Annotated in this window: 20 protein-coding genes; 9 read left to right on the top strand and 11 right to left on the bottom strand. The window is 50.2% G+C overall.

Going from position 1 to position 25,082, the window contains the following annotated elements; genetic code table 11:
* Positions 1-6: 6 nt before the first annotated feature.
* The 3 genes from MCON_RS01875 to MCON_RS01865 form a co-directional block, all read right to left on the bottom strand.
* Positions 7-474, bottom strand: coding sequence for a hypothetical protein (locus MCON_RS01875; protein ID WP_013718356.1), 468 nt, complete (start codon positions 472-474; stop codon positions 7-9).
* Between the two features lie 1,345 nt (positions 475-1,819).
* On the bottom strand, positions 1,820-1,942 hold the full coding sequence (locus MCON_RS16815; protein ID WP_269798825.1) for a hypothetical protein: 123 nt from the start codon (positions 1,940-1,942) through the stop codon (positions 1,820-1,822).
* A gap of 9 nt (positions 1,943-1,951) precedes the next feature.
* Positions 1,952-2,800 (bottom strand): alkaline phosphatase family protein, encoded by an 849-nt coding sequence (locus MCON_RS01865; RefSeq protein WP_013718353.1) that lies wholly within the window; start codon positions 2,798-2,800, stop codon positions 1,952-1,954.
* Positions 2,801-2,911: 111 nt separating this feature from the next.
* Here MCON_RS01865 and MCON_RS01860 point away from each other — a divergent pair, with 111 nt between their 5' ends.
* Positions 2,912-3,337: a hypothetical protein gene (locus tag MCON_RS01860; RefSeq protein ID WP_048131680.1), complete on the top strand. Its 426-nt coding sequence runs from the start codon at positions 2,912-2,914 to the stop codon at positions 3,335-3,337.
* Positions 3,338-3,344: 7 nt separating this feature from the next.
* Positions 3,345-4,790 (top strand): DHHA1 domain-containing protein, encoded by a 1,446-nt coding sequence (locus tag MCON_RS01855; RefSeq protein WP_013718351.1) that lies wholly within the window; start codon positions 3,345-3,347, stop codon positions 4,788-4,790.
* A 31-nt stretch (positions 4,791-4,821) separates the two neighbouring features.
* Here MCON_RS01855 and MCON_RS01850 read toward each other — a convergent pair whose 3' ends face one another.
* Positions 4,822-5,262, bottom strand: a complete 441-nt coding sequence (locus MCON_RS01850; protein WP_013718350.1) for a hypothetical protein — start codon at positions 5,260-5,262, stop codon at positions 4,822-4,824.
* A 28-nt stretch (positions 5,263-5,290) separates the two neighbouring features.
* The gene (dapF, locus tag MCON_RS01845) at positions 5,291-6,190 is read right to left on the bottom strand and encodes a diaminopimelate epimerase (RefSeq protein WP_013718349.1); all 900 of its coding nucleotides are present in this window, start codon (positions 6,188-6,190) and stop codon (positions 5,291-5,293) included.
* 80 nt (positions 6,191-6,270) lie between these two features.
* Here dapF and MCON_RS01840 point away from each other — a divergent pair, with 80 nt between their 5' ends.
* The 3 genes from MCON_RS01840 (at position 6,271) to MCON_RS01830 (ending at position 10,249) form a co-directional block, all read left to right on the top strand.
* Entirely contained in the window at positions 6,271-7,530 is a 1,260-nt protein-coding gene (locus MCON_RS01840) for an orotidine 5'-phosphate decarboxylase / HUMPS family protein (protein WP_013718348.1), read from the top strand.
* 149 nt (positions 7,531-7,679) lie between these two features.
* Complete coding sequence (locus MCON_RS01835; protein ID WP_013718347.1) at positions 7,680-8,573, top strand: protein translocase subunit SecF; 894 nt, start codon at positions 7,680-7,682, stop codon at positions 8,571-8,573.
* A complete protein-coding gene (locus MCON_RS01830) occupies positions 8,570-10,249 on the top strand; it encodes a preprotein translocase subunit SecD (protein WP_013718346.1) in 1,680 nt (559 codons plus the stop codon). The genes MCON_RS01835 and MCON_RS01830 overlap by 4 nt, the downstream gene beginning before the upstream one ends.
* A 76-nt stretch (positions 10,250-10,325) precedes the next feature.
* On the opposite strand, the gene MCON_RS01825 is transcribed toward MCON_RS01830, so the two are convergent.
* The 4 genes from MCON_RS01825 to MCON_RS01810 form a co-directional block, all read right to left on the bottom strand.
* Positions 10,326-11,303, bottom strand: a complete 978-nt coding sequence (locus tag MCON_RS01825) for a lysylphosphatidylglycerol synthase transmembrane domain-containing protein (RefSeq protein WP_013718345.1) — start codon at positions 11,301-11,303, stop codon at positions 10,326-10,328.
* Positions 11,304-11,386: 83 nt separating this feature from the next.
* The gene (locus tag MCON_RS01820) at positions 11,387-12,439 is read right to left on the bottom strand and encodes a glycosyltransferase family 4 protein (RefSeq protein WP_013718344.1); all 1,053 of its coding nucleotides are present in this window, start codon (positions 12,437-12,439) and stop codon (positions 11,387-11,389) included.
* Between the two features lie 52 nt (positions 12,440-12,491).
* Entirely contained in the window at positions 12,492-15,437 is a 2,946-nt protein-coding gene (locus tag MCON_RS01815) for a DUF1616 domain-containing protein (protein ID WP_013718343.1), read from the bottom strand.
* 74 nt (positions 15,438-15,511) lie between these two features.
* On the bottom strand, positions 15,512-16,285 hold the full coding sequence (locus MCON_RS01810) for an exodeoxyribonuclease III (protein ID WP_013718342.1): 774 nt from the start codon (positions 16,283-16,285) through the stop codon (positions 15,512-15,514).
* A 360-nt stretch (positions 16,286-16,645) separates the two neighbouring features.
* Here MCON_RS01810 and MCON_RS01805 point away from each other — a divergent pair, with 360 nt between their 5' ends.
* Both MCON_RS01805 and MCON_RS01800 read left to right on the top strand, forming a co-directional pair.
* On the top strand, positions 16,646-17,083 hold the full coding sequence (locus MCON_RS01805; RefSeq protein ID WP_013718341.1) for an acylphosphatase: 438 nt from the start codon (positions 16,646-16,648) through the stop codon (positions 17,081-17,083).
* An 84-nt stretch (positions 17,084-17,167) separates the two neighbouring features.
* Positions 17,168-17,584 carry a response regulator gene (locus MCON_RS01800; RefSeq protein WP_013718340.1) on the top strand — a complete coding sequence of 139 codons (417 nt, stop codon included), beginning with the start codon at positions 17,168-17,170 and terminating at the stop codon, positions 17,582-17,584.
* Positions 17,585-17,600: 16 nt separating this feature from the next.
* Here the strand turns inward: MCON_RS01800 and MCON_RS01795 are convergent, their stop codons facing one another.
* Together MCON_RS01795 and MCON_RS01790 are read right to left on the bottom strand one after the other, a co-directional pair.
* Positions 17,601-19,622, bottom strand: a complete 2,022-nt coding sequence (locus tag MCON_RS01795) for a type B DNA-directed DNA polymerase (protein WP_013718339.1) — start codon at positions 19,620-19,622, stop codon at positions 17,601-17,603.
* Between the two features lie 63 nt (positions 19,623-19,685).
* Positions 19,686-20,105 (bottom strand): pyridoxamine 5'-phosphate oxidase family protein, encoded by a 420-nt coding sequence (locus MCON_RS01790; protein WP_013718338.1) that lies wholly within the window; start codon positions 20,103-20,105, stop codon positions 19,686-19,688.
* Positions 20,106-20,328: 223 nt separating this feature from the next.
* Here MCON_RS01790 and MCON_RS15925 point away from each other — a divergent pair, with 223 nt between their 5' ends.
* Together MCON_RS15925 and MCON_RS01785 are read left to right on the top strand one after the other, a co-directional pair.
* Positions 20,329-20,496 (top strand): hypothetical protein, encoded by a 168-nt coding sequence (locus tag MCON_RS15925; protein WP_157863625.1) that lies wholly within the window; start codon positions 20,329-20,331, stop codon positions 20,494-20,496.
* A gap of 235 nt (positions 20,497-20,731) precedes the next feature.
* Complete coding sequence (locus MCON_RS01785; protein WP_013718337.1) at positions 20,732-24,997, top strand: NACHT domain-containing protein; 4,266 nt, start codon at positions 20,732-20,734, stop codon at positions 24,995-24,997.
* Positions 24,998-25,082: the final 85 nt, after the last annotated feature.

Raw genomic sequence — 25,082 nt, 5'->3', positions numbered from 1 at the left:
TATTTTTTATCTACCCTCTGCTCCTCTTTTCTCATAGCTGTTTTGGCGCTGATAATTATGACTTGGTATCAATTCAGGCTCGATCATCTCAATCAGTCTATACTGCCTGTTGTTTCTGTTTCCCCTTTTTTCCAGCAGACCATCGCGGTTCATTCGCGATAGATAAGTAGAGACTGTGCTGAGCTTGATATCGTCCGCTACGGTCTCATACCGCTCCCTCAGCTCCTGAGATGTAAACCAGGTATTGGAGAATTCGAATTTGATGAAGTGCTCTAGGCGGTCCATGAGAGTGCCGCTGCTGCGGTAATCACGTGCAGTCGCTATTGCTCCCCTTTCATCTTTGCTATCGAAGATACCGGAAGCTGAGAGAAAGCCTATGATCTTATCCCTTAAGGCCTCCTTATCTATGCTTTGCGACTCAAATTCGTGAGATGATTTGAATCCGCCATCTTCTATCTCAATCCGGATCCTCATGCTCTCCTCCGCTTATCCTTCCAGTAGTATTGCCATCAGGATATCAATTCGAAAGCTGGGAGGGTTGATTCTTCCCCAGAGGAGCAATACCGCTTGAGATTGATGCCCTTGCTGTCTCTAATCCTGGAGAGCCTCGATTGATCAGATTTCTCCAGGTTCATATGCAATGTAAATAGCTTGATCTGTCCTCTCAATTGTATCCCCCTCCGCAAATCCATCTCGCTTCGTTCCGCTCTCTGTCACTTGACCGGATCAGCAAGATTGCTCACCTTCCTGATCCGATCCACAGCTTCTCGTGCCATCCCTTCATCCGACAGATAGGCTGAGCAAGACCATTTGCCTGGTCTCCCTTTAAACAAGGCCAAACTTCCCTTGCTCGCATACCTTGCCTTGCTGCACCTCGATCCCAGCTCTGCCAACAGCTGCTCATTGCCGTCCCTTTCCAGCCACGAGCATCTTGATCTATCCAGGCAGTGGATCATCCCATCGCCCGTTCACAAGCCGTCCCTTCCCAGCTGTGAACAGTCATTCAGAAAGATGATCAACCAGGATCCTTATGCACTCCTTCTTGCTACCCCTTGTGCCATTTGTATATGAGAAGCGGACTAATTGTGAAGCAATTATACAACCATCGAAAGACCATTTTGAGATCATCGATATCCCCTTCATTGCTACTCCCGATGCCATCCCTATTGGTAGACGTTCCAGTCGGATTGTGGTGAGCTTGCCATCAAGAACTTTTAGCCCTACCACAATTGTTGTGATGGAGCAAATCGCTCCGATGCCCCAGATATGCTCACTCGACACTGCTTCTACTTCTCAGATATACTGCAAAGGTTCATCCATCCCCTCAGACGAATAAGCCCTCCATCCGCCCTGTCAATATGTATTGAGACAGGTTGTCTGGCCATTTTGGCACAATGTAAACCTGGTTTTAGTGGTATATAAAACTTTCCAATAGTCGATAGTTGTAGTAAGTTGCTTAAAACATCTATTAAAGCTTATTTTCGAGAATAAATCCAAAATAGTAGTCAGAATAGTATTTCACACAATGGCCACATGACCGAGAAATCTTGTTAAAACTGGTTGTGAAAAGTGTGTTCAGGCGATTACTACTATCATAACAGATATCAGTAGGCATCGTCTTTTTGCGCGGAGGTTTTTATTCTCTGTGAAACCATTTCACAATGGCAGCCAATATCGAAAATTTTAGAAGAAGACACATGAGACGATTGGTTTGCTAAAAAAATTTTTAGAAGTTATGCGCGCGGGACGCGCGGCATAGAGGCGATAATGTGATAGGAGATGATTGATGAGATTTATGATGTGAAATATTGTGAATTGTCTAAGACGCCTGGTGGAGCTCGAAGTACTCATCTATCAACCAGTCTCCGACCTCTTTAAGATATCTGCGTCTTCGCTCATCTTCAGCAATTAATTGAAAAACTTCAGAGAGATCCTCGTCCATCAGATCATGTTATTCGCTTGCGACATTTAAACCTATCGAATCTATGTTCTGCTCTTTATTATCCTTGGATCTTCCCCTCCCCAGGATCAGAGCAACGTAATAGGGCTCAGAGCTCCTCTTCAATGGCCCGGCATGAATAGGATGGTCTCCGCAAATAATCAGCAGTGTCTTTTCATCTGCCTCTTCTGTGATATCGCCAATGCAGCGATCGATATGCAAAACAGCGCTACGAATGCCGCTCCATTCCCGACCCATGTGCACGCTTTTGTCGATTCCAATAAAATAAGAGACGAGAAGCCTGGGGCCCTCTCGCAGGGATTGCAGGGTCATGCTGCAGGCCTCTCGATCAAACTCCTCCGGAGGAATGCGGTCCGATATTCCATGGATGATCTCGATCAGACCCTCGTAGACCTCAGCTCCGTTTGTCTCCATTATCACCGCAGATCGCAGACCTGCAGCGCTGGCGATCTCAGGCAGGCTGAGGATGCTTGAGGCCTTTGCCCCTGCCTTATCAAAGATCTTATGATGCTCGGGCACAAGGCCGCTCAGAATGCTGGCGATGGCAGGAGTGGTGTGATTGGAGACTGCTTTGGCTCTGAGAAGAATTCCATCATCTATTAGACGAGATGTATTCTTCAGACAGGGCAAGAGATGCATCAGCAGGTCATATCCCAGGCTGTCTACTATTATGATTGCGGCATTCCTGCAGCCCCAGCCCTCCACCAGATCGATTGCCCTGCCATCATTGAGAGGCAACTGGATTCCCAGCAATCGAGCGACAGTGGGCGCTATATCGAGCTGGCTGAATGTTCGCTCTGATTCGGTAGTCGGCTCTGATTCGGTGGTGGTCATGAACATCAATGCCTCCTACTATCTCAACTCATATAATATCCCATCCAGTCTGCATGGTCAATAGCAGACAGCTCCTCGCCGGTCTTAAATAAGAAAAGAGAAAACGCAAAGGAGACCATGATGATAAAGAAAGCCTCCCAGATCATCGTTGCAGCGTTGTTGATCCTGGTTATGGGAGATGCTATAGCATCGAATTTGAACATCGACTACAGTCATAACGTTGCCGGAACCGGCACCGTCATGACCAATTTCGAGATGGGCTCTCCGGAGAACACCAAAGCCATTGGAGAGGTTCATGGAACAGGCGAGATATTGAACAAGTACATATTCTCCACCAACAGCTCTGAGAACATCACCATTCTGGATCAATTCCTGTTCACAAAAGCACAACCATCCAATGTTACCACCATTAAAAGCTATCCCGTGATGGAGAGAATGCCGGGCAGCTTCAGGCTTCTGGGAACGAGCTGGTCGGGACAAATCAATGCGGAGAAGATCATCTTCGCCCCGAGCCAAAGACTTATAAATTATTCATCAAATTGAAAGTGATATGGCAAAAGGGGCAGATGCCATGGACATATCCCTGAAGCTCGATAAGCTGAAGGAGCTATGCAAAGACTGCACTGATTCTATCTGCAGGCAAAAGGAGATTTTGGTTGTCTCCCATGTGGATGCAGATGGGCTCACCGCTGCTGCCATAATATGCGCCGCCCTGGATAGGCATAACATCGACTACAAGCCCCTCTTCTTCCGGCAGCTTGATGAGAACGCTCTGGAGGAGGTTGCCGACCAGGGTGCGGATCTGGTCATATTCACCGATCTGGGCAGCGGGATGATCCAGGAGATCCTGGAGAGGAACCTGCAGGCCATCGTAGCCGATCATCATAAGCCCAAAGCCTGCCCAGCACAACCCCTGGCCCACATCAACCCTCATCTGGTGGGAGCAGATGGAGCAAACCAGCTTAGCGGCAGCGGTAGCGCTTTTCTCCTGGCCAGAGCCCTGGCATCCAGCCCTGGCGCTAACGACGATCTGGCAGCTTTAGCGGTGGTGGGGGCGGTGGGAGACCTGCAGGATATGGCCAGCGGTCAGCTTATCGGTCTGAACCGCTACATCCTGGACATAGGCTCAAGAGCAGGAGCAGTCCATTTCTCCAGAGACATCAAGCTCTTTGGCAAACAGACCCGCCCGGTCTACAAGATGCTGGAGTACTCCCAGGATCCATACCTTCCCGGCCTCTCAGGAAAAGAGGACGCCTGCATTGCATTTCTTAAGGAGGTGGGAATAAGCCTGGGTGGAGAGAAGTGGAGGCGCTGGATAGATCTCAGCCAGGAGGAGAAGGCCTCATTGGTCACAGCCATCGTTCAGAAAGGGCTGCGCAATGGCATTTCCAATATCAGGCTGGAAAGGCTGATCGGAGAGGTCTATATCCTGCTGAAGGAGAGGGAGGGAACCGAGCTCAGAGACGCCTCTGAGTACTCCACCCTGCTGAACGCCACCGCCCGTTATGGTCATGCCGGGGTGGGGCTGGAGGTCTGCCTGGGAGATAGGGATAAGGCCTTCAATGAAGCCCATACCCTCCTGGGCCAGCACCGCCAGAACCTGGTGGCTGGCTTGAAGCTGGTTTCAAAGAGGGGAATCACCCCATTGAACAGCATCCAGTACTTCGACGCCGGAGATGCGATTTTGGATACGATAATAGGAATCGTGGCCGGCATGAGCTTCCAGATGGCAGACCGCAGCCGGCCTATCCTCGCTTTTGCTCAGAATGTGGAAGGGGATCTCAAGGTATCTGCCCGGGGTACCCAGGATCTGGTCCGCTCCGGCCTGGACCTGGCACATGCCCTATCCCTCTCCGCCCAGGCGGTTGGAGGGGTGGGCGGAGGCCATAACGTCGCCGCCGGAGCGACCATTCCTCTGCAGGCAAAACAGGAATTCCTGGAAAAGATGGACCGCATCGTGGCCGAGCAGCTTTCCTGCAAAAATAATATAAAATAAAATATATAGGACGAATTCTTTCAGTTAACACTCATGCGCAGGGAAGAGAGCCATAACCACACTCATTCATATGGTCTTTGGCCACTATTATCTGCTCCTCGATGCTGAAGTTGCCTATGAAGAGGTGGTTGATCCGCGATTGCTCATGCTTCAAATCCCCCTTCTCTGGATCCAGAACTAGATAGCCTAAGCGTCCAATGCCAATGAAATCCGCATCGATAGCTATCTCGGTGAGATTGGCCTCTGTTCGCAATTCCATCTTTGTCGAGAGGCGGGTGGCATCGGTAAACTCCTTGGTCGCCGTCATTTGCAGGGGATAATTTTTAACTGTTGTGCTCTCGCGAAACTTCTGGTCATAGGAGAAGAGGTGGGCATTGGGATTGCTCTTGCTGCCTATTTCCATCAAATAATGATCTGCATTGATCGGAACCAGGAGGACAAGCAGAATCATCAACCCGGAGAGTCCCGCCACGATCCGGCCTCTTGTCGCTATGATATTATCACATCTCCCTAAATAGGCTCCACCAGTACTCTTCATCCATCTCTGCAGAATAGACAGTCACTGCCGGCCCTTCCATGAAGGCCTTATCCTTCTCAAAGTTAATGATCAGCGGCCCACCTTTCGTCTCCACCAGCACCTCATCCCCGACCAGCCCCATTCTGCGGGCAACGCTGGCAGAGGCCACCGCCCCGGTTCCACAGGAGAATGTCTCGCCCTCTACCCCTCGCTCGAATGTTCTGATCTGCAGTGATGAGCCCAGCTTGACGAAATCGACGTTTGCTCCCTCCGGAAAAACGCTGCAATGCCTTATTGGTGGTGCCGCCTCGTAGATATCTATGTCCAGGTCATCCACAAAGATAACAGCATGAGGAACACCAGTATTCACTGCACAGACCCTGAATTCCCCCATCTGCTCGTCCATGAGATCACCAGAACCGCAGGCGGGAATGGATGGACGATTGAACCTGGGAACGCCCATATCCACCCTGGCCCAGAAGCTGCCATCCCTCTCCCGGACCTGAATCGGTATGATGCCCGCTAAGGTCTCCACATCAAAGGATTGACCCACATACCCCGACTCCCAGGCGTACTTGGCAAGACAGCGTATGCCATTGCCGCACATCTCCGCCTCTGAGCCGTCCGGCTGAAATAACCTCATGCCCAGGTCCGAACGCTGGCTGCTTGCCAGAAACAGGACACCATCTGCTCCTATGCCGAAGCTACGACGGCAGCAAGCGATTGCAAATCTACTCTTCGCACTCTCAGCCACGAGCTCCCTTGAGATCTCATCCACCAGAATGAAGTCATTGCCGTTCCCATGCAGCTTGGCAAAGCCAAGGCTGTGTGGTAGAAAGGGATCGTCTTTGAGCTCTACCTCAGAAATCTCTGCCAGCTTCATTTTATATACCATGCATCCTTTTTCTCTAGCTTGTTATGTTGTGGTGGTGATTTGGTATTAAACCCATTCTACAGGTGGCAATGGATCTTCTGGAGCTAGACAGATCGATTCAAATAGCCAAAGAGGCCGTCCTTGGTGGAGCGGACTGGATCGAGGCCGGAACACCCCTCATCAAGAGCGAGGGCATGGACTCTGTGCGCGAGATGAAGAAAGCCCTTCCCGGGACGAAGATCGTAGCGGATATGAAAACCGTCGACACCGGTGCCATGGAGGTGGAGATGGCGGCCAAGGCCGGGGCAGATATAGTGGCCTTGCTCGCAGCATCCGACAACTCCACCGTCGAGGATGCACTTCGGGCGGCGCGCAAGTATGGCGTGCAGATAATGATGGATCTGCTCACGGTTCCCGATCCGGTTGGCCGTTCCCGTGAGCTGGAAGAACTGGGAGTGGACTACATCTGCGTTCATGTGGGAATAGACCAGCAGATGACCGGCAAGGACACCATAGATTTTCTCAAGCAGATCGTCAAAGAGGTAAAGACCCCGGTGGCTGCTGCAGGGGGAATGGACGCGGCTTCCGCTGCTGACGCCGTGGCCAGCGGTGCCGCCATTGTCATTGTCGGCGGAAGCATAGTGCGCAGCGCGAATGTTACCGAGTCAGCCCGGAAGATTCGCGAATCTATCGACGTTGCCCAGGCCAGCACCGCCCCCAAGATGAGCCTGGAAGAGGAGATCGTCTCCCTGCTGCGCAGCGTCTCTTCATCCAATATCTCCGATGCCATGCACCGCAAAGGGGCCATGCGCGGAATTCATCCCCTGATTCCGGGAAAGAAGATCGTGGGAAAGGCGATAACCGTGCAGACCTTCGCCGGTGACTGGGCAAAGCCCGTCGAGGCCATAGACCTGGCCGGTCCCGGTGATGTGCTGGTGATCTACAACGGAAGCAACAGCATCGCCCCCTGGGGAGGACTGGCCACCCTGAGCTGCAAGATCCGTGGGATTGAGGGCGTGGTCGTCGATGGTGCAGTGCGAGACCTGCAGGAGATAAGGCCGATGGACTACCCGCTCTTCTCGTCGGATGTAGTTCCCAATGCAGGGGACCCAAAAGGTATGGGAGAGATCAACTCTGAGATAGTCTGTGGCGGCCAGACGGTCCGGCCTGGCGACTATATCGTTGGCGATGACAGCGGAGTGGTGGTAATTCCCAAAGAGAGGGCATATGAGATCGCAAGAAGAGCAAAAGAGGTCGAGAAGACGGAAAACAGGCTCTTTGAGGAGATCAGCCGGGGAAAGACGCTATCTCAGGTGGTAAGCCTGCAGAAATGGGAAAAAATCGGATAGCATGCTGTAAATAGATTTAAATATTCTGAAAAAGGGCCAGAAGATGCTAATCATGAGTCATTTGATGCCGGCTAATAGGCCAGCAGACACCAACCAGAGCCACAGAAACCAAGCGGTGGGTTGATCAGATCGATTTCGAGGAGAATTATATGGAACTGGACGATATCATTTCCAAGTATCCGCCCAAGCAGATGATGCTGATTCCCATAATCGTCATCATCTTAGCATTGATCAGCTTGGGTGTAACCTATCTCAACACGGGATCGCCCGTGAATCTGGGGATAGAGTTCACGGGAGGCACATTAGCAACAGTGCCGGCTACTGAATCTAAAGATGCCGTGGTCGTAGAGTATGATAAATACCCTCTGGCAGATGTGAGAGACGTGGGCAGCCGATACATGATTCAGTTCGGCCCCATGAGCGATGAGGAGTATACAGAACTTGCTCAGCAGATCGTTACCAAGTACGGCGATAATGCTGAGATCAGACATATGGGACCCATATACAGCCAGGAGCTTCAGGCCCAGGTAATAAGGTACCTCCCACTCTCGTTCATCCTCATGGCCTTGGTGGTATTCATCGTATTCAGGCAGGCCTTTGTCTCATTGCTGGTGGTGCTCTGCGCCCTGGCTGACATATTGACGGCAGCGGCATCCATGAATCTGACTGGAGTCCAGCTCTCCCTGGGGACTGTGGCTGCGCTTCTCATGCTCATCGGCTACTCTGTTGATACCGATATTCTGCTCACCATGAGGGTCTTGAAGCGCAAAGGGGATACAGACGATAAGATAAAGGGGGCAATGGGCACAGGCCTAACCATGGCGGGAACCTCAGCTGCCGCTGTGATATCGCTCATTTTGGTCTCCAACCTCCTTCACCTCGTACTGCCCTCATTCAGCAGAATGGATGTGATAGCCGATATGTCGACAGTGCTCATCTTCGGCCTGGCAGCGGATCTCTTTAACACCTGGGTCACCAATGCTCAGGGGCTGAGATGGTACCTTAGCCGGCCACGAAAGGCAGCAAGGGGGCAGAAGAGATGAGCTTGATAGAAGACCTGTCTAAAGACAAGAGGGTACTATTATTCGCCTTATTCCTAGCGGCGGCGTTGATCTGTTTGGGGGCCTTCGGCCTTAAGTACGGCCTGGACCTTCAGGGCGGATCGTACCTTCAGCTCAAGCTGCAGGGGGCTATGGTCCAGGTGGATGCAGATCCTGAGAGCATTCTCGAGTATCAGTTTTCCACCAACACTGTCGAGAGGCATGGCGACAGCTATATTGTGACTGTGCCGGGCAAGATCGATCCGACTCTACCCGATGACCTGGGATATTTGGGCGCAGAGACAGCATCGCTTGCCAACGCCACTAAGATCACCATACCTGCTGCTCCCGAGACGATAATCATCACTTACCTGCAAAAGAACCTTGATGCTGACGTCAAGATAGTGCAGTTTGCCCCCGTCCTGTATGAGATCAGGACTAATGTTACCAGGGAATCCCTTGACGCCCTCCTCGCACCGGTGGGTGGAAAAGTGCCCGCTGGCGAGGATACCTTCATCGAGGGCCTGACCCAGGACACTGTGGAAGAGACAAAAAGGGTTCTTGACTCCAAGCTCAACCGCCTGGGGCTGCAGGACATCAGAGTGAGGATGGTGGATAATAAGTACATCCTCATCGACCTTGCGGGAATGGATGTGGCCTCAGCTCAGGATATTGTGGGCAAGCCTGGCAAGTTCGAGATCAGGATCCAGACTGAGGACAACCAGACCATGCATGTCATCTATGGAGATGCAGTTGAGTCTGTGGATATCCCCAGAGGAGATCAGCAGGGCAATTGGGGAGTGCCCTTCACCCTCTCCGAGGAGGGGGCGGCAGCCTTCCAGAAAGCAGCCATAGATACGGGCGCGGTCAAGAATCCCGAAGCTCACCCCATAACCATGTACCTGGATAAGGATCCAGTCTTCAGCGCACCCTTATCCCCAGAGCTGGCGAGCAGTCTGCAGAAGGTTCCCTCTCGCGGGTTGGAGGCGCGCGTGGGCGCCGGAGATGAGGGCTCCCAGGATGCAAAACAGCTTCAAATTCACCTGCAAGAGGGCGCTCTGCCGGTCAATGTGGAGATCGTGGGATCAGGCCAGGTATCTGCCGCTCTGGGCAAGCAGTTCAAGATCCAGATGGTCATAGCCGGTCTGATAGCTCTGCTCGCAGTTGCGGGCATGATATACTACCGCTACCGTGAGAGGAGAATAGTTCTGCCCATGCTCTTTACCTCCCTGAGCGAGGTGGCGATAATGCTGGGCGTCTGGTCCCTGGCCAAATGGCAGCTCGATCTGGCCAGCCTGGCCGGCATCATCATGGTGATAGGGACGGGCGTCGATCAGCTGGTCATCATCACCGATGAGGTGATCCGAGGAGGTGAAGCAGCGCCAGCTGCATCCGACCGGAGCATAAAGGAGAGAGCGGCGGAGGCCGCGGATAAGGCGGGCGTGGGCAAAGTGGCCGCCACCACCAGCAAGATCTATTTGAGCCGTCTGTCCCGGGCCTTTGCCATAATCCTGGGCGCAGCAGCGACGACGATCGTGGCCATGCTGCCGCTTCTCTATATGGGATTCGGTGCCTTGACCGGATTCGCCCTGATCATCATCATTGGAGTGGTCCTAGGAACGCTGGTGGCCAGGCCTGCCTATGGCAGAATCATAGGCTACATCCTTGGCACACACTAGACGGAAAAAGAAGTGGAATCAGGAGAGGTTATCGGCTGCAGGCCGGAAGATGGTCTGCATGCCAATTATTTTTGCTCTATTTTTTAATCATTCCATTGATGGCCGCTCCGGCGAAAGCTGCACCTACGACGATGTTAAAGAAATAGGTGATCAAACGCCACAGGACGATCAGAGGCAGCAGCAAGGCGGGAGAGACAAAGGTGGAATAAAGGTAGCTCATTCCCAGCTCGGCTATGCCGCTGGCCCCAGGGGTCAACGGCAAGAGGCTCACTATCGCCAGGATGTTCTGGGCGGTGACTGAGAGAAGAATGCTGGGATCCTGAGCCATACCCGCCAATAAGGCAGAGGGAACCAGAAAATCGCTAAACCAGATTAATGCCGTCATCACCACCAGTACCGGCAAACAACGCATTGTCTCTTTAGCAAGCTGAATTCCTGCGTCCCTGAATAGCCATATCTCCCGCTCTATGGTGAGGACGATGGCTCGGTTGCCGGTCTTCTTCTTGATCCACTCCATCAGACGGGCAACCCTCTTCGGCCGGATGATGAGCTGCCTGAGAAATGCCAGGAAAGCCAGGAGAAAGAGCAGGAATATCGCTCCAACCTTCAGGCCGAAGCCGGCGAAAAAGCCGGAGACCATGAGGAAAAAGGCCAGTGAGGTCAAGAAGAATATGCTATCAAGGAGCCTCTCGCTTATCACCACCGCCGTCGCAGCACCATAGCTCATGCCGTCATCTGCCAGGACCTTGATTCGCAGGGGCTCTCCTCCAGCAGAGGATGGAGTGATAGCGGCAAGGAAGTTCGAGGCCAGGGTGCATCTGAAGGAGAGAGGGAAGGTTATTTGGTGACCGGCCATGGATGCAAGCAGCTTGAGCCTGAGAGAGTAAAGTATCCAGGAGAGCACATGAAGGGCTACCGCCAGAAGAAGGAACCACCCGTTGACCCGGGAGATCAACTCCCAACTTATATCAGCATCGGTATAATAGAGAATGAAGATAATGGAGGCCAGGCTCATCAGAGCTGCGAACAATGTGGCCTTCAATCTCTCATTCATCAATTGGAAGGTAGATCTATTCTGTAAATACTTATTGACTCGAAGATCTCTCCCAGGACACCATCTCTCTCAGGACACCGCTCTCAGGCCACTTCTCTGTAGACCGACTCCATCATATCCAGGGCTCGCGGCCAGGAGTACTTCTCTTCCACCGCCATTCTGCCCTTCCGGCCGAGGTTCATCCTCAGGTTCGGGCTCTCATGCAGCTCGAGTATCATCTCGCCCAGCTCCCCGGGGCTGGAATAGATCATTCCCCCCTCTCCTGCCACCTCAGCCACCCCAGGAGTTTTGAAAGCCAGGACGGGAGTCTCGCAGGCCATGGCCTCGAGAAGGACGATGCCAAATGCCTCCAGGCGGTTCTGGGTGGGGAGGACCAGAACCTCGGCATGAGAGAGGGTATCGATGAACCGGGACCGATCCAGCCTGCCGGTGAACCTGGCCCTGACATCAAGCCTTCTGGCCATCTCCTCCAGGCGGCTTCGGTCGTAGCCATCCCCTACAAGGACCAGCTCGAGGTCGGCCTTCTTCTGCACCTCGCTCATGGCCTGGATTAGGGACTCGATTCCTTTGTAGTGCAGCAGCCTGCCAGCATAGAGAACATAGCCCTTCTTCTCTCTCTTCCGGGGATAAAGGGATACGTCCACTGCATTGGGCACTATCTTCGTCTTATGAATGTAGTCCTTCAAGATGGGAGAGGTTTCTGCATAGCTTTTTGTGGTTGAAATCACGATTTTTGCCCGGTCCAGGATGGGCCGGATGATCTTCCTGTTCACCCCCTCAACCGCTGCCCCAACGGGTCGAGGGAGATAGTGTCCATTCAGGTTCCCCGGGATCACCACATCGTTATGGTAGGTGACCACATGAGGAGACGAATCTCTGAGCACGAAGGCAAACAGGGGGCTGGGCACATGGCTATGATATATGTCCGCCTCAAGGTTGGGCCGCTTGATGGGAATAGGAACATAAAAAAGGTCGATGCTGGGAATGCGGACGAATCCGTTATTCCATCTTCCGCATGATGAGGCTACAGTTACCTGGTGGCCCCTCTTCGCCAGGCCGTCGGCCAGCTCCTTCACATGATACTCAACCCCGCCCAGATGAGGGGGAAAATAGGGAGATACCTGAATGATCTTCATGGATTGGAGCGGATATTGGGAGTACAACGAACTTAAAGCTAATGCAATTCAGCTATGTATCAGCCACCTTTAGCATGATGTCAGAGGAGCTATATTCAGTATCTCCTGAGGCATTAAAGCCCCTCTGGCTCATCAGCAGGTCTATCTGTTGATCTATGGAGGTCTTGAGGCGGAAGCTTTTCGCCAGAGAGTTATCGAATGAATACTCGGATGCGTGGCGGCCATCCCTGACCAGGACGGTGATCTGGTAGTCGCCCGCGGAGAGGCCCCGGGTCGACCAGCTCCAGCTATTCGACTCTGACCATCTAATCATATCCTTTCCTCCAAGCTGGAACTTGTAAAGGATGGGATCGTTGTCCGGGTCCATGGCCTCCGCCTTCCAGACGATGGTCTCCCCCAGAACCCGAGGGCTGGAGAGATCCGGCACAAGGCTTGAGAGGACGGGAGGCAGATTTTTGTCCATTAATGTGAATTCAGCATCTATTGAGCCATCGAAAGAGTCCGTAGGAGCGTGCTTGCCGTCCCTGGCCAGGACAGTGATCCTATGCGTGCCGGGGGGAGCATCAGATGTGTCCCAGGTCCAGGAAGAGGAAGAGGACCAGCCGGTCATATCCTGGCCATCGAGGAGGAACTTGTAGGATAGCTCGTCTCCATCAGGATCTGCAGCTCTGGCAGTCCAATTTATGATAGCGTCTGTTTCGAGTGGACTGATTGCATCCGGCTTCAGCTCTGCGAACATCGGGATCTGATTGAGGGATGCAGTGGAGGATGCGCCCGCGGGAACATCTGCTGGCTTTGATGGATCTTCAGGAGAGCTTACAAGAAGAGGAGTTGAGGATTCTGCAGACGATTCGATCGGAGAGCCTATTGTCGATTCCTTCAGGGCGTAAGGCCGATTCATCTCGCAGTCAAAGGAGTTCTGGCTGGCATGAGAGCCGTCCATTATCTGAACGGTGATCTTATGATCTCCTGCCATCACTCCAGAGCTATTCCATACCCAGGAATTCGATGGCATCCAGCCGGTCATATCCTGGCCATCGAGGAGGAAGCGGTATGATATCTCATCCAGGTCTGGATCTGCTGCGCTGGCGGTCCAGGTGATCAGGGATCCCTGTGGGCTGGGGCTCTTCCGGTCAGACTCCAGCTCCCTCAGAATGGGTGGCTGGTTTTGTTCCAGGATGACCATGGTGGCATTCAAAGAGCTATCAAATGAGTCCGACGGTGAATGAAGGCCATCCATAGCCTGGACGGTGATGACATATTCGCCCGCGGGCAGATAATGCGTGAGAAAGCTCCAGCTGCCGGATCTGGACCAATTTTTCATCTCTTCACCATTGAGGAGGAAGCGATAGAGGATCCTGTCACCGTCCGGATCTATAGCCTCTGCTCTCCAGATGATCGCTGTGCCCTTTGTCTGAGGGCTGGGCATGCTCGATTGGAGGCTCTGCAGAACCGGCGGATGGTTGATAATGGAATCTCCTTCTGCGGGCTGACCGGGGATGGTGCCGTACCTTGCTGGATTCTTGACCGTGTTGACATCTTCTGGCACGGGATTTATCTGTTCATCTGACGCTGCAGATGAGGACAGATTAGCAGAGGAAGATGTGGATAGATTTGTAGATAGGAAGATGGATGAGGACACATTCTCAGGGCCAGATGCATTATCAGGGAGGACTGAAATCTTAGATGCCGCCTGATTCGTGGAATTTGAGCTGGAGAGGGATTCAGCCTCCTCGGGATAAGGGCTTTCCTCAGAGGTTATGCTGCTGGCCTTGGGCTGGGCTTTTATCTCGCCGCTGCTCGCATCAGTCGGCTCAGTGACTGCACCGGTCTCGACAGCAGCCTTTGCTGGCGGCGGATATTCTGTCGTCTCCGTGGCATTCTTTTTTTCCGTTTCAGTTGCAGCGGATTGTGGCTTTGATTTGGCAGAAGAGGAGCTGGAGGCTGCAGATCCGCTAACCTGGGCGACAGAGCTGCCACCGCCTCCGGCACTCAGGACTGTGACCTTTGTCTTCTCTTCAAATGAGACTGGCAAGCCGTCAGAGCTCGCCATTGATTCGTTTGTGCTGTTTTCCATTTCTTCCTGATCCTCGGACTGATCATCAACCAGATCGACCAGAAGATGCTCAGATTTGCAGGGGGCAGTGCTGTCCCCTTCTTTGAATAGGAGGAGATCAAGCCTCTGCTGTCCTGGCTGTCCCTCAAGCACAAAGCCCAGCATGCTCTCCCAGGTCTCATTATCAGCCAGACGCAGGCCTTTGACGAAGATGGTGGAATTGTCAAAGGCCAGCCGGAGGGAGTAATTGACCGGAATACCTTCATGGTTGTCGATCCTCGCCCGCGCTTCCAGGTCGCGGCCAGCGGCAAGAGTCGTGTATTGCCCTTCGGATGAATCGCCAAGCTCGCTCTTCGGCCAGGTGACCTCCAGATCGGTATGGCCCTTGGGAGAGGATAAGAAATTCATGCCAGGTTGATAATGATAAAAGGCCAGGGCCAGACCAGCCAGAACGAGGACTGCGGCCAGGGCGATCAGAAGAGGGCCCCGGGAGGAGACGAAGCCTGATGAGATGCGGCCAGATGTCCTGCGACTGCGATAGCTCCTCTTCGCTCCGATCACAAACCTCCTGTTGCGAGGTATAGCCGACCAGCGGAGATAGGATAGGGCGGCAAGAAATAGCACAAGAAAAGAGAGAATAGTGGCCAGGGATGCCGCCTGGAGCCCCCTGGGGGTAAGATACAGAATCAGACTGATGAGCCCTGCCAATAACAGAGAGGCCCCCAGAGAGAGAAGAAAGCGTCTATTCAAATCCAGGTCGCCGGCGGCTGGAAAGAGGGAGAGGACTGCGAGGTAGCCGGGTATCAGTATCACCAGAGCTAAAGCAAGATATGAGCCGGCCTCTTTCAGCGGTGGAGCAAAAAGATTAGCCAGAGCAATCGCTGATAAAGAGATCAGAATGGATGCGATAAGGTACCAGGGAATCTGCCTGGCAGTCCTCAAATCATTATCCCTCCTTTAATAAAGCCTGGAAGTCCATTTGGCAACAAGCAATAAAACCTTTTTCCTTGAATTCTTCATAACTCGATCTCGATTCCCACCGGGCAGTGGTCGGAGCCATAGACATCATCGAGGATAAAAGCCGATTTCACCCGATCCCGCATGCCTAAAGAGACGAAGAAGTAGTCGATCCTCCAGCCAACATTGCGCTCGCGAGCCCTGGTTTTCATATCCCAGAAGGAGTATTTTTCCCCTTCAGGATGAAAGAGGCGGAAGGTGTCCAGGAAGCCGTGCTCTATCAATCGGTCGATCCAGGCCCTCTCCTCCGGAAGGAATCCTGATATCTTCTCATTCGGCTTGGGCCGGGCGAGATCGATCTCCTTATGGGCGGTGTTAACATCGCCGCAGATCACAATATCTCTGCCCTCGGCCACAAGCCGGTCCATGAGATCGAGGAACAGATCATAGAACCTCATCTTATAGCTCAACCTCTCCTTTGAGGCCTTGCCGTTGGGGAAGTAGACATCGAATAGCAGAAAATCCCCATAGTCGGCAACAATCGCCCTCTGCTCATCATCAAAGCCAGGCAGGCCCAATGAGTACTCCAGGCTCAGGGTTTTGATCTTAGTGAAAAGGGCCACTCCATCCCGCCCCTTTCTGGCGCCCGGACTGAAAAACGATATGTATCCGGGGAGGCCTTTGAGCTCTTTTGGAATCTGATCCTCTGTCGCCTTGATCTCCTGGAGGCAGAGCACATCGGGACGGTCTTTAAGAAGCCAGTCCACAAAACCCTTCTTATAGATGGCTCTCAAGCCGTTCACATTCCAGGACAGAATTCTCATGGATGGCATTCTTTCCCCTCAAAAGGGAACTACTGCCATCTGATTAATTCCTTGCGATTGTATTTCGATTGTGAGGAAGATATGTCCACACGAAGAATCATGTGATAGTGCATCAAAAGATATAAAAATTTCTAAAGCTTCATGGCGATGGGACTCCTGCAGAAAATATCGCCTTGGAACTGAAGATGAGCAAATCCTTGGTACACGAGTTCATCTAAAATAATCAAGGATCTGGCTGAGACGAGAAAAGGAGAGAAAGAATGATAATCAAGAAAATCGATAACATGAGAGATATAGGGGCCATTTGCTGCTATTTGCCTATGTATATATAGGGTAATCATTATCTTTGTACGATGAGAAGTGGGATGGATGAAAAGGAAAATTGAGATCATCGGCCCTAAGGTGCATGGAGTTGGCTACAGGTACTTTCTGATGAACCAGGCCATGTTTATGGGAGTAAATGGTTTTGCTGCCCAAAACCAGCTAGGCAAGAATGGCCAGCAAGAGGTGTGGGTGATCATAGAAGGATCTAAGGGTCCACTCGATGCTTTCAGTACCTTTGCACAGACAAAGCGTCCTGATGACGCAGAAGTATCGGATGTAATTATCAAGGATTTCGAAGGGTTTGTTCCTCGAATGGTTGACTTTGCCTTAATTCTTACCGCAGGACAGATTGTAAAAGCAATCCCGATAATACAGGAGATAAAAGGCCACACTGCAGAGACGGCAGAGAGTCTGCGAGAAGATAGGCTCGTCAGAATGGAGAGGGATATTCAGGCAATAAAAGCAAGACTAGGGATGCCATAGAGGGTGCTTCTACGACCCGCGACAGTGAACATCAAATTTCTATAAAAGAAATTCTTATAGGAACAGGGTCATCTTCCCGGCAGAATGACAATCAGATCCACCCTGAACATCCTCATCGCCGAGGATAATCCAGTGAACCAGAAGGTAGCTCAACTCATGCTGCAGAGACTTGGCCACCGGACGGACCTGGCGGCAAATGGTCAGGAGGTCTTGCGGGCCCTGGAAAATCAGTCTTGCGATCTGGTGCTCATGGATATCCAGATGCCAAAGATGGATGGTATCGAGGCCACCAAACACATCCGCAGCCGCTGGCAACAGGGTCCCAAGATAATAGCCATCACCTCCTTCGATCCAGAGTTCTGCCGCGAGCAATGCTTTAGCGCCGGGGTGGACGACTTCATCAACAAGCCGATCAGAATGAATGAGCTTGACGCTGCCATCGATCGCAATATGAGCCTTAGCAGCAGCAAGAGCGGACCCCTCCTTTTCCAGCCTATCTGAGGTTCAGGCAATATGTCTACGGTCTGAAGACAAAGGCTACCTCCTCCCAGGCCTTCTCCAGAAGCTTGCCGTAGTATTCTGCATCATACTCCGATGCCTCCTCCTCCAAATCGACCTCCCAGCGTCCGGCATCCGCCACCACATATCCGACCACCATCCCGGGAGCAGGATGACGTCCGGCGATCTTGAGGGCCTGAACAGCAGAGGCCTCAGCACAGCGGCGGCTGTAATTTGTCCTGCTCAGCCGGCGACGTACGGCCAGCTCCCGGACCGCGACCCTGGCATCCATGAGATCCCGTTCGTACCTTCTGCGGACCTCCTCTGCCCGGGGCTTGCAGAGACGGAGCTCCTCCCTGTTCGCTGCCCCTGCCAGAAGCTCGAACAGATCCATCTGCATTCTTTGCAAATAGCGTGGGGTGTCTCCTCTCCGAGCAGCCACTCCCCGAACCTTCATCCTGCCCTTATCCAGCCGGCCGAAGTAGCGGGTATACGACCCTGAGCCGTCGGCCATGGGCAGGAAGGCTATCCAGTCAAAGCTGTCCACCTCGGTGAGAATGCCGGTCATCTGCTCCACCGCCTCCTTGTAAATCGAAATAGGCCCGCCCCGGACCCAGAGGCAGTCCACAATGCCGTGCAGGACCTCGAAATCCATATCCTCAGCCAGCTCCTTGATATCCATGAGCAGCTCCCGGGAGATGGCGGTGATCCTCTCGTGCACCTGGATCTGGCCGAACTTGGCATTTCGATATCCGGTATAGCCAAAGCAGGTCACCAGCATCCACTTCAGCACCGAGTCGATTCCTCTGTACTCGGGGTTGGTCTTCTTCCGCCTCTTGGTCTCAATTCGAAGGTTGAGCAACGAAGTGATCACTGTTGCGAGAAAGCCCTTCACCTCCGGATGATCCAGGCTCTCCGGGGAGAGATTGTACTTCACGATGATGGACGGATATAGTGAGGTAAAATCGATCTGGTGGACCTGTTCATAAACCCCGGGATCGGGCTGAAACATCATACCACCCCGGTCACAGGCCTTCAGATCGGTGATCTTCCTTGCGCTCTCCACATCGCTCTTCCGGAAGGGGACGACCATCCCCCGGCGCAGGGCCTCAAAGACCTCATAGCTGGAGATCAGAGTGCCGGGGGTGAAGCGAGAGGTGAGGTTCGGAGAGAGGCCGGAGAGCCTGGAGGCCATCAGCACTCCCTTCAGCCCACCTTCCCGATAGACGAAGCTTTTGGCGGTGTCTATGAGCACCCGCCCCTCAGGAATGAGTGCGCCCTCTTTGTGGTTGGCCCGGCCATAGCTCCAGTAGGATTTGGAGGCCATCGATTTGAACCAGCCGCTGCGGCTGAAGGCCGGCTCAAGCCCGTACCTTTCCGCCTTGCGGACCATTGCCGGAACCCAGCTGTCGGCATAGGGAAAGAGGATCAGGTCCGGGTTGTAGGAGCTGATCAGCTCCATCAGGTCGGCAATGACCGTCCTCTCCGGTCCGTTCAGACTTCTCGTTCTATCCCTGCAGATCTGGATGGAGGAGATCTCCGTCCCGGGCCGGAGGGAGGCGCCCCCTGCGCCCACTGCCTTTACCTCCACCTCCAGACGGGTCAGGGGGACTGCGAAATCCGGAGAGAAACGGGATTCTTCACTCTCCCCGCAGGGGAAGAGGTCGTGCTCGGCAAGGTAGCACTGATCATTCCTTATGTCCACATTGTAAAGCTGGGCAGAGTAGCGGGTCTGGATCTCGATCTTCTCCGCCACTTTGCGGCCGGCGAAGATCCTGTAGCCCTCCAGAGGGCCGAAGATGGTCTTGAAATCACACTCCTCCACCCGGTAGAGGCCTTCCAATGCGGCGAGCATCTCCCTGTAGGCGGGAGGATCTCTCAGGTGCATATAAAATGAATTGGGAAAAGGAAGGCTGACCTTTATCGGGCCGTTTTCTCTGCCCCATAGCTCCACTGTGCCCTTATAATACGAGTCGAAGATCCACATCCAGCGCTTCCTTCCGGAAAGATGGTCGGGCCTGCCCGGCATCTTTCGGATCATCTGGATCTTACACTGCAGGGAGATATGGGTGTGGAGTGCGGGGGGCGAATGTGTCTGAATAGATCAGATGGACTTCTCCCAGCCCTGGCCGGCGTCTATCAGAGGCCGGACCTCCGTCAGATCGAATGTGACCATCACATGGACCATCTCCGCCGCCTGCTCGCCAACGACCTTGGCCACCTGGCTCTTGTAGCTCTCCAGCTGCGGCCCGGACGTGACATACTCTCTCATCCGCAGATAGACCCGAATCCCTTTCCAATCAAGGATCTCCGAGCCCTGATTCATTATCATATAGACCGCATTTGGGTTCTCCTGCAGGTTGGCAAATGTGCGACCCCGAGCAAACGCCGCGGTGATCGTCTTCTCATCGATCATCTGAAGCGAGCCCATAACTGCCACATCCACTATTCCATCCTTGCTCGCAGTGCCAAGAATGCCAAGCCTCGGCTGCCGGTTGAAGTACTCCATCAATTTTGCTGACATTTTCAAAACCTCATCTCAATACTTATCTCTCGTATTCCATCTAATTTAGGTTTTGTTCGGTTTGCATTTTGCATATGTAGAGTCCCTAAAAGCTTGGTATTTAAATACTCATGCCAAGGTTAAGTACATAATTCGAGCAAAAAACAATAACATTGGATCTAAAATCATTGCTGCAGAGACTAAAGTGAGCATCCAAACGGTAAATCGTGTCTGGAGTCGCTGAATGAAAAACAAAGAGCCATGGGCGCCAAAGAAATTTGGGCACCCAAAAAGAACTCTAAGCGAGTCAGATATAAGCCTTACTGTAGAAATCTACGAAGAGCAAAAATCTGGGGCCAGGCGCCTGGAAAAAAATAATTGGGCACAAATATGGAAGGCATATACCACATGATTCCATACTCAAGTCTGCCTTGATGAAGGCTCGGCTAATGAAAATAAGAAAAAGAAGAAGCGTCGAAAGCCCTGAATAAGATGGTCAAGGTATTCGTGGCACTATACTCTCCCTATAAGGAATCATATCAAGAAAACTTGGGAGATAAAAGCAATTATAATATGACAATCAAACAACTGGCCCAAAAACTTTTTCATTATATGCGTAGATTAAGTGGTTTGGAGGAGATCAACTGGTGGCTGCCATGGAGGGCCTTAGTGCTTATGGAAGGAGGGATCTAGTCTACAACTGGGAACGATTTTTTTGTCCTAGAGAAGGCAACATTAGTTTATCTGACGGCGGATACTTATACGATCCTGAGTCTGAGTGGGGGAAGGTGTATAATCCCGAAGTAGTACATTTTGAAGCACTGGCCGACTTTCCCTGCGTAATTATATTAGGCGAACCTGGAATTGGCAAAACACATGCCATGAAGGGAGCAAAGAAAGTCATCGAAGGCAAATCCGATGAGGGGGATCGAACTCTTTGGCTAGATCTTGGAAGATCTGGAAGCGAAGATAAGTTGATTCGCGACCTATTTGAAAATGAGACTTTTGCATCCTGGCAGAAGGGCGATAATAAGCTTCATATATTTTTGGATAATTTAGATGAAGGTATATTACGAGTTGATACGATTACTTCGCTGTTGATTGATGAATTAAAAAAGCGTCCAACTCAACGACTTAAGCTCTATATCGCTTGTCGCACCGGCATGTGGCCTATTAGCTTTGAAAAGGAGCTAAGACAACTATGGAATGATAGACCTATAGGAATCTATGAATTGGTGCCATTGCGTAAAAAGGATGTTATTGAAGCAGCAAGAGCAAATGAATTTAACGTGAATGAATTTTTAGAGGAAATTAATCAGAAGAATGTTGTTGCACTTGCTATTAAACCAGTCACACTTAATCTGTTGATAAATATTTATCTAGCTACTCATTCTTTGCCACAAAACCAAGTTGAGCTTTATATCAAAGGATGCAACCTGCTTTGTGAAGAGACAGATAGGAAGCGTCGTGAAACAGGGCTCACAGGCTACTTTACCGCCTCTCAACGAATGGCTGCAGCCGCTCGAATAGCTGCTGTTACAACATTTACTAAGCGATATACCATTTGGACCGATGTTGATCAAGGCAATGTTCCAAGTGAATATGTGACAATACAAGATCTATGTGGTGGATGCGAGAATGTTAATGGAGATAATTTTCAAATCAATGACGATGTAATAAAAGAAACGATTAGAGCGACAGGGCTATTTTCTTCTCGTGGACCTGATCGAATGGGTTGGGCCCATCAAACTTTTGCTGAGTTCCTTGCTGCTAGATATCTTATTCAAAACAAGATGAAGACAGATCAAATAATGAGCTTATTAGTCCATCCCTTTGATTCCCGAGGCAGGTTAACACCTCAGTTCCATGGAGTCGCAGTATGGATATCAAACAGTGCACCCGAGGTTTTTAAGAGAATTATGGATGTTGATCCAGAGATATTGCTCCGAAGTGAATTAGAGATAATGAAGGAATCCGATCGGGCTTCTTTGGTTAATTCATTGCTCAGAAAATATGAAGAAGAGACTTTGTTAGATTTAGATTGGGATATTCGAAGAATGTATGGAAAGCTATCCCACTCCAATCTTGAGGAACAGCTTAAACCCTATATCAGCAATAAAACCAAGGGGGAAATCGTTAGACGAGTTGCCATCTCTATAGCAGAAGCCTGCAGGTTACAACCGCTTCAAGACGCATTAGCAAATATAGCCCTTGATCAGACACAATTGATGCATATCAGAGCAATAGCCGCTCATGCATTATGCGTTGTTGGAGATAATGAGACAAAAGCTAAACTAAGGCCATTAGCCACAGGAGACGCCGGGGACGATACCGAAGACGAATTGAAGGGTATTGGTCTTCGAGGATTGTGGCCTGACAACATTAGTGCAGAAGAATTATTTTCGCTTCTTACGCCTCTTAAAAAACCATCTTGGCTGGGAAATTATTGGATTTTTATCAAGTATGAGCTTGCAAAAAATCTCAAACAATCAGATTTACCTACCGCATTAAATTGGATTAAGAGCCGGAAAAAGAAATTTGGTCACATAGATTGTTTTACCGATCTAGTAGATAATATAATGTTGAAAGCATGGGATTGCTTGGATGACCCAGTAATACTTAGCGATTTCGCGATAATCCTACTTTCCCGGCTAAATGAAGAAAATGGATTCTATCTAAGCTATAAAAGAAACTCAGAGTTCGAAGATGCTATTAGCAAAGATGACGAAAAACGTAGACATCTTTTTGAGATGATGCTGCCTTTATTTTCTGATGTTGATTCTATTGGCGATATGGCTTGTTCAAATCCACCACTAATTTTAGATAAAGATTTTGATTGGGCCATTAATCACATTACACCATCTGAGTGCCCTGAAATGAAAAAACGCTGGGCAAGGGCAGTCAGATATATATTTAATATAAATGATGCCATGCAGATAGAATCTATTCTTTTAGCCCAAGAGTCCGGTATCGAGTTATCTGAGGAATTTAAAGAGTATACAAGACCAATTGGTTTAAAATCTGCCGAAGCAGATAAATTAAGAGAAATATATCAAAGACAACAAAAATATCAAGCTAAAAAAGATGAAAAACATTTATTAGAACCCCCTCCCATTAAACGTATTGCAACACTTTTGGATAAATTTGAATCTGGCGATCACAATGCTTGGTGGGACCTAAATCTACAACTTTCCCTTGAACCAGATAGTGTTTGTTATGGAGACTTCCACGAACCAGATTTAACCATTCTTCCGGGATGGAAGTCAGCCGATGCTAAAACTAAAGCCAGAATAATAAATGCGGCAAAGAAGTATATATTAGAGCATAATGCAGAAACCTCTAAGTGGCTAGGTCAGGACGTTTATCATCATCCAGCACTTGCAGGATATAGGGCCTTACAGTTATTATACCAGGAAGCACCCTATGAAATCTCAAGTATCCCACATGGGATATGGAAGAATTGGGCGCCAATTATCATAGCTTTTCCACTACCTGTAGGCTTCAGTGGAAACGAGAAAAACGAAATTATTCAGCAGAAATTAGTCAAGACTGCATATCAACATGCTAAAAAAGAGATCATCCAAACGTTAATGTCCCTTATTGATGATGAAAACCAAAAATTTGGAAATATTTTTATAACTTCTCGAATTGAAGATTGCTGGGATGATCAACTTTCAGCTAGCATGTTAAAAAAGGCAATGGAAGAAGAATTGAAGCCTGCATTCATGGGCAAATTGCTTGCCGAACTTCTTGATCATAACGTTAAAGAGGCTAAGGATTTTGCCGAATCTCTTATCTCCTCATACGATTCGCTGAAAGGAGATTGGCGACACAAAGCAGTTATTGCTGCCAGTGTTCTAATCAACCATGCAGAAGATGCTGGTTGGAGCTCAGTGTGGCCTGCTATTCAACATGATTCAGAGTTCGGCAAAGAAGTTATCGTTTCAGCATCGCATAATTATTATGGTATACAAAAAACCATGAAGTTAAGCCTAAGGGAAGATCAGTTAGCAGATTTATTTATATGGCTCGCATGTAGTTATCCTCATAAGGAAGATATAACTCATGATATGGTTTTTACTCCTGGACCAAGGGATGATATCGCAAGTTTTAGAGATTCAATATTAAATCGATTGAAACAGAAAGGCACTCAAGAAGCATGCGATGCTATCAAACGGATTGCCAAGGAATTACCTGAACTGGATTGGTTAAAATGGACTTTATATGAGGCACAGATCATATTTCGGCAAAAAACATGGAGGGAGTTGAATCCATCTGACATTATTGCTTTGGGGCATAGCCAACAAGCGCATTTAGTTCAAAACGGAGACCAGCTTCTAGATGTATTAATAGAATCACTTGGGCGTTTAGAATCGAAACTTCAAGGACATACATCACGTGCAATTGATTTATGGGACTATTCATGGGAATCTAAGACATATAGGCCAAGGGATGAAAATAGGCTGTCTGATTACGTAAAAAGTCACTTTGAAATAGATCTTAATCAAAGAAGTATTATAGTTAATCGTGAAGTCGAAATCCGCCGAGGTGTAGGCTCAACACCAGGGGAGCGAACTGATATTCATGTAGATGCTATAATTCCCGGACAGGGTCGCGAGAAGTATGATGCAATCAAAGCTGTTATTGAAGTAAAAGGTTGCTGGAATCCAGAGCTGGATATGGCTATGGATACTCAACTTGCTGATAGATACTTAAAAGATAGCGATTGTAACAATGGTCTTTATCTCGTGGGTTGGTTCAATTGCGATCAATGGGATAACAAAGATTATAGGAAGAAAGCTTCAAAGTTAAATATTGATGAATTGATGAAACTGCTTAATGCACAAGCGGCCAAGTTATCTCAAAATGATATTAATATGAAAATATTTGTTATAAATACATCCCTAAGGTAGCTACATGATATAGGAAAACATTGTTTATTTCTGCTATCTCTTATAATATGCCTTACGGCATTAGCCTCCATGATAGCAAAATCAT

This window comes from Methanothrix soehngenii GP6, from assembly GCF_000204415.1.
GTDB classification, from domain to species: domain Archaea; phylum Halobacteriota; class Methanosarcinia; order Methanotrichales; family Methanotrichaceae; genus Methanothrix; species Methanothrix soehngenii.
Note: the sequence above shows the minus strand (reverse complement) of the source record. Positions and strands in the feature narration are given on the sequence as shown.

Bases quoted from the DNA above. Each gene is read 5' to 3' on its own strand.
- dapF (WP_013718349.1), bottom strand. From the start codon at position 6,190: ATGAAGCTGGCAGAGATTTCTGAGGTAGAGCTCAAAGACGATCCCTTT.
- MCON_RS01810 (WP_013718342.1), bottom strand. From the start codon at position 16,285: ATGCCATCCATGAGAATTCTGTCCTGGAATGTGAACGGCTTGAGAGCC.
- MCON_RS01875 (WP_013718356.1), bottom strand. From the start codon at position 474: ATGAGGATCCGGATTGAGATAGAAGATGGCGGATTCAAATCATCTCAC.
- MCON_RS01835 (WP_013718347.1), top strand. From the start codon at position 7,680: ATGGAACTGGACGATATCATTTCCAAGTATCCGCCCAAGCAGATGATG.
- MCON_RS01840 (WP_013718348.1), top strand. From the start codon at position 6,271: ATGGATCTTCTGGAGCTAGACAGATCGATTCAAATAGCCAAAGAGGCC.
- MCON_RS01790 (WP_013718338.1), bottom strand. From the start codon at position 20,105: ATGTCAGCAAAATTGATGGAGTACTTCAACCGGCAGCCGAGGCTTGGC.
- MCON_RS01865 (WP_013718353.1), bottom strand. From the start codon at position 2,800: ATGTTCATGACCACCACCGAATCAGAGCCGACTACCGAATCAGAGCGA.
- MCON_RS16815 (WP_269798825.1), bottom strand. From the start codon at position 1,942: ATGGACGAGGATCTCTCTGAAGTTTTTCAATTAATTGCTGAAGATGAG.
- MCON_RS01860 (WP_048131680.1), top strand. From the start codon at position 2,912: ATGATGATAAAGAAAGCCTCCCAGATCATCGTTGCAGCGTTGTTGATC.
- MCON_RS01805 (WP_013718341.1), top strand. From the start codon at position 16,646: ATGAAAAGGAAAATTGAGATCATCGGCCCTAAGGTGCATGGAGTTGGC.
- MCON_RS01795 (WP_013718339.1), bottom strand. From the start codon at position 19,622: ATGATCCGAAAGATGCCGGGCAGGCCCGACCATCTTTCCGGAAGGAAG.
- MCON_RS01825 (WP_013718345.1), bottom strand. From the start codon at position 11,303: ATGAATGAGAGATTGAAGGCCACATTGTTCGCAGCTCTGATGAGCCTG.
- MCON_RS01800 (WP_013718340.1), top strand. From the start codon at position 17,168: ATGACAATCAGATCCACCCTGAACATCCTCATCGCCGAGGATAATCCA.
- MCON_RS01855 (WP_013718351.1), top strand. From the start codon at position 3,345: ATGGCAAAAGGGGCAGATGCCATGGACATATCCCTGAAGCTCGATAAG.
- MCON_RS01820 (WP_013718344.1), bottom strand. From the start codon at position 12,439: ATGAAGATCATTCAGGTATCTCCCTATTTTCCCCCTCATCTGGGCGGG.
- MCON_RS01830 (WP_013718346.1), top strand. From the start codon at position 8,570: ATGAGCTTGATAGAAGACCTGTCTAAAGACAAGAGGGTACTATTATTC.
- MCON_RS15925 (WP_157863625.1), top strand. From the start codon at position 20,329: ATGAAAAACAAAGAGCCATGGGCGCCAAAGAAATTTGGGCACCCAAAA.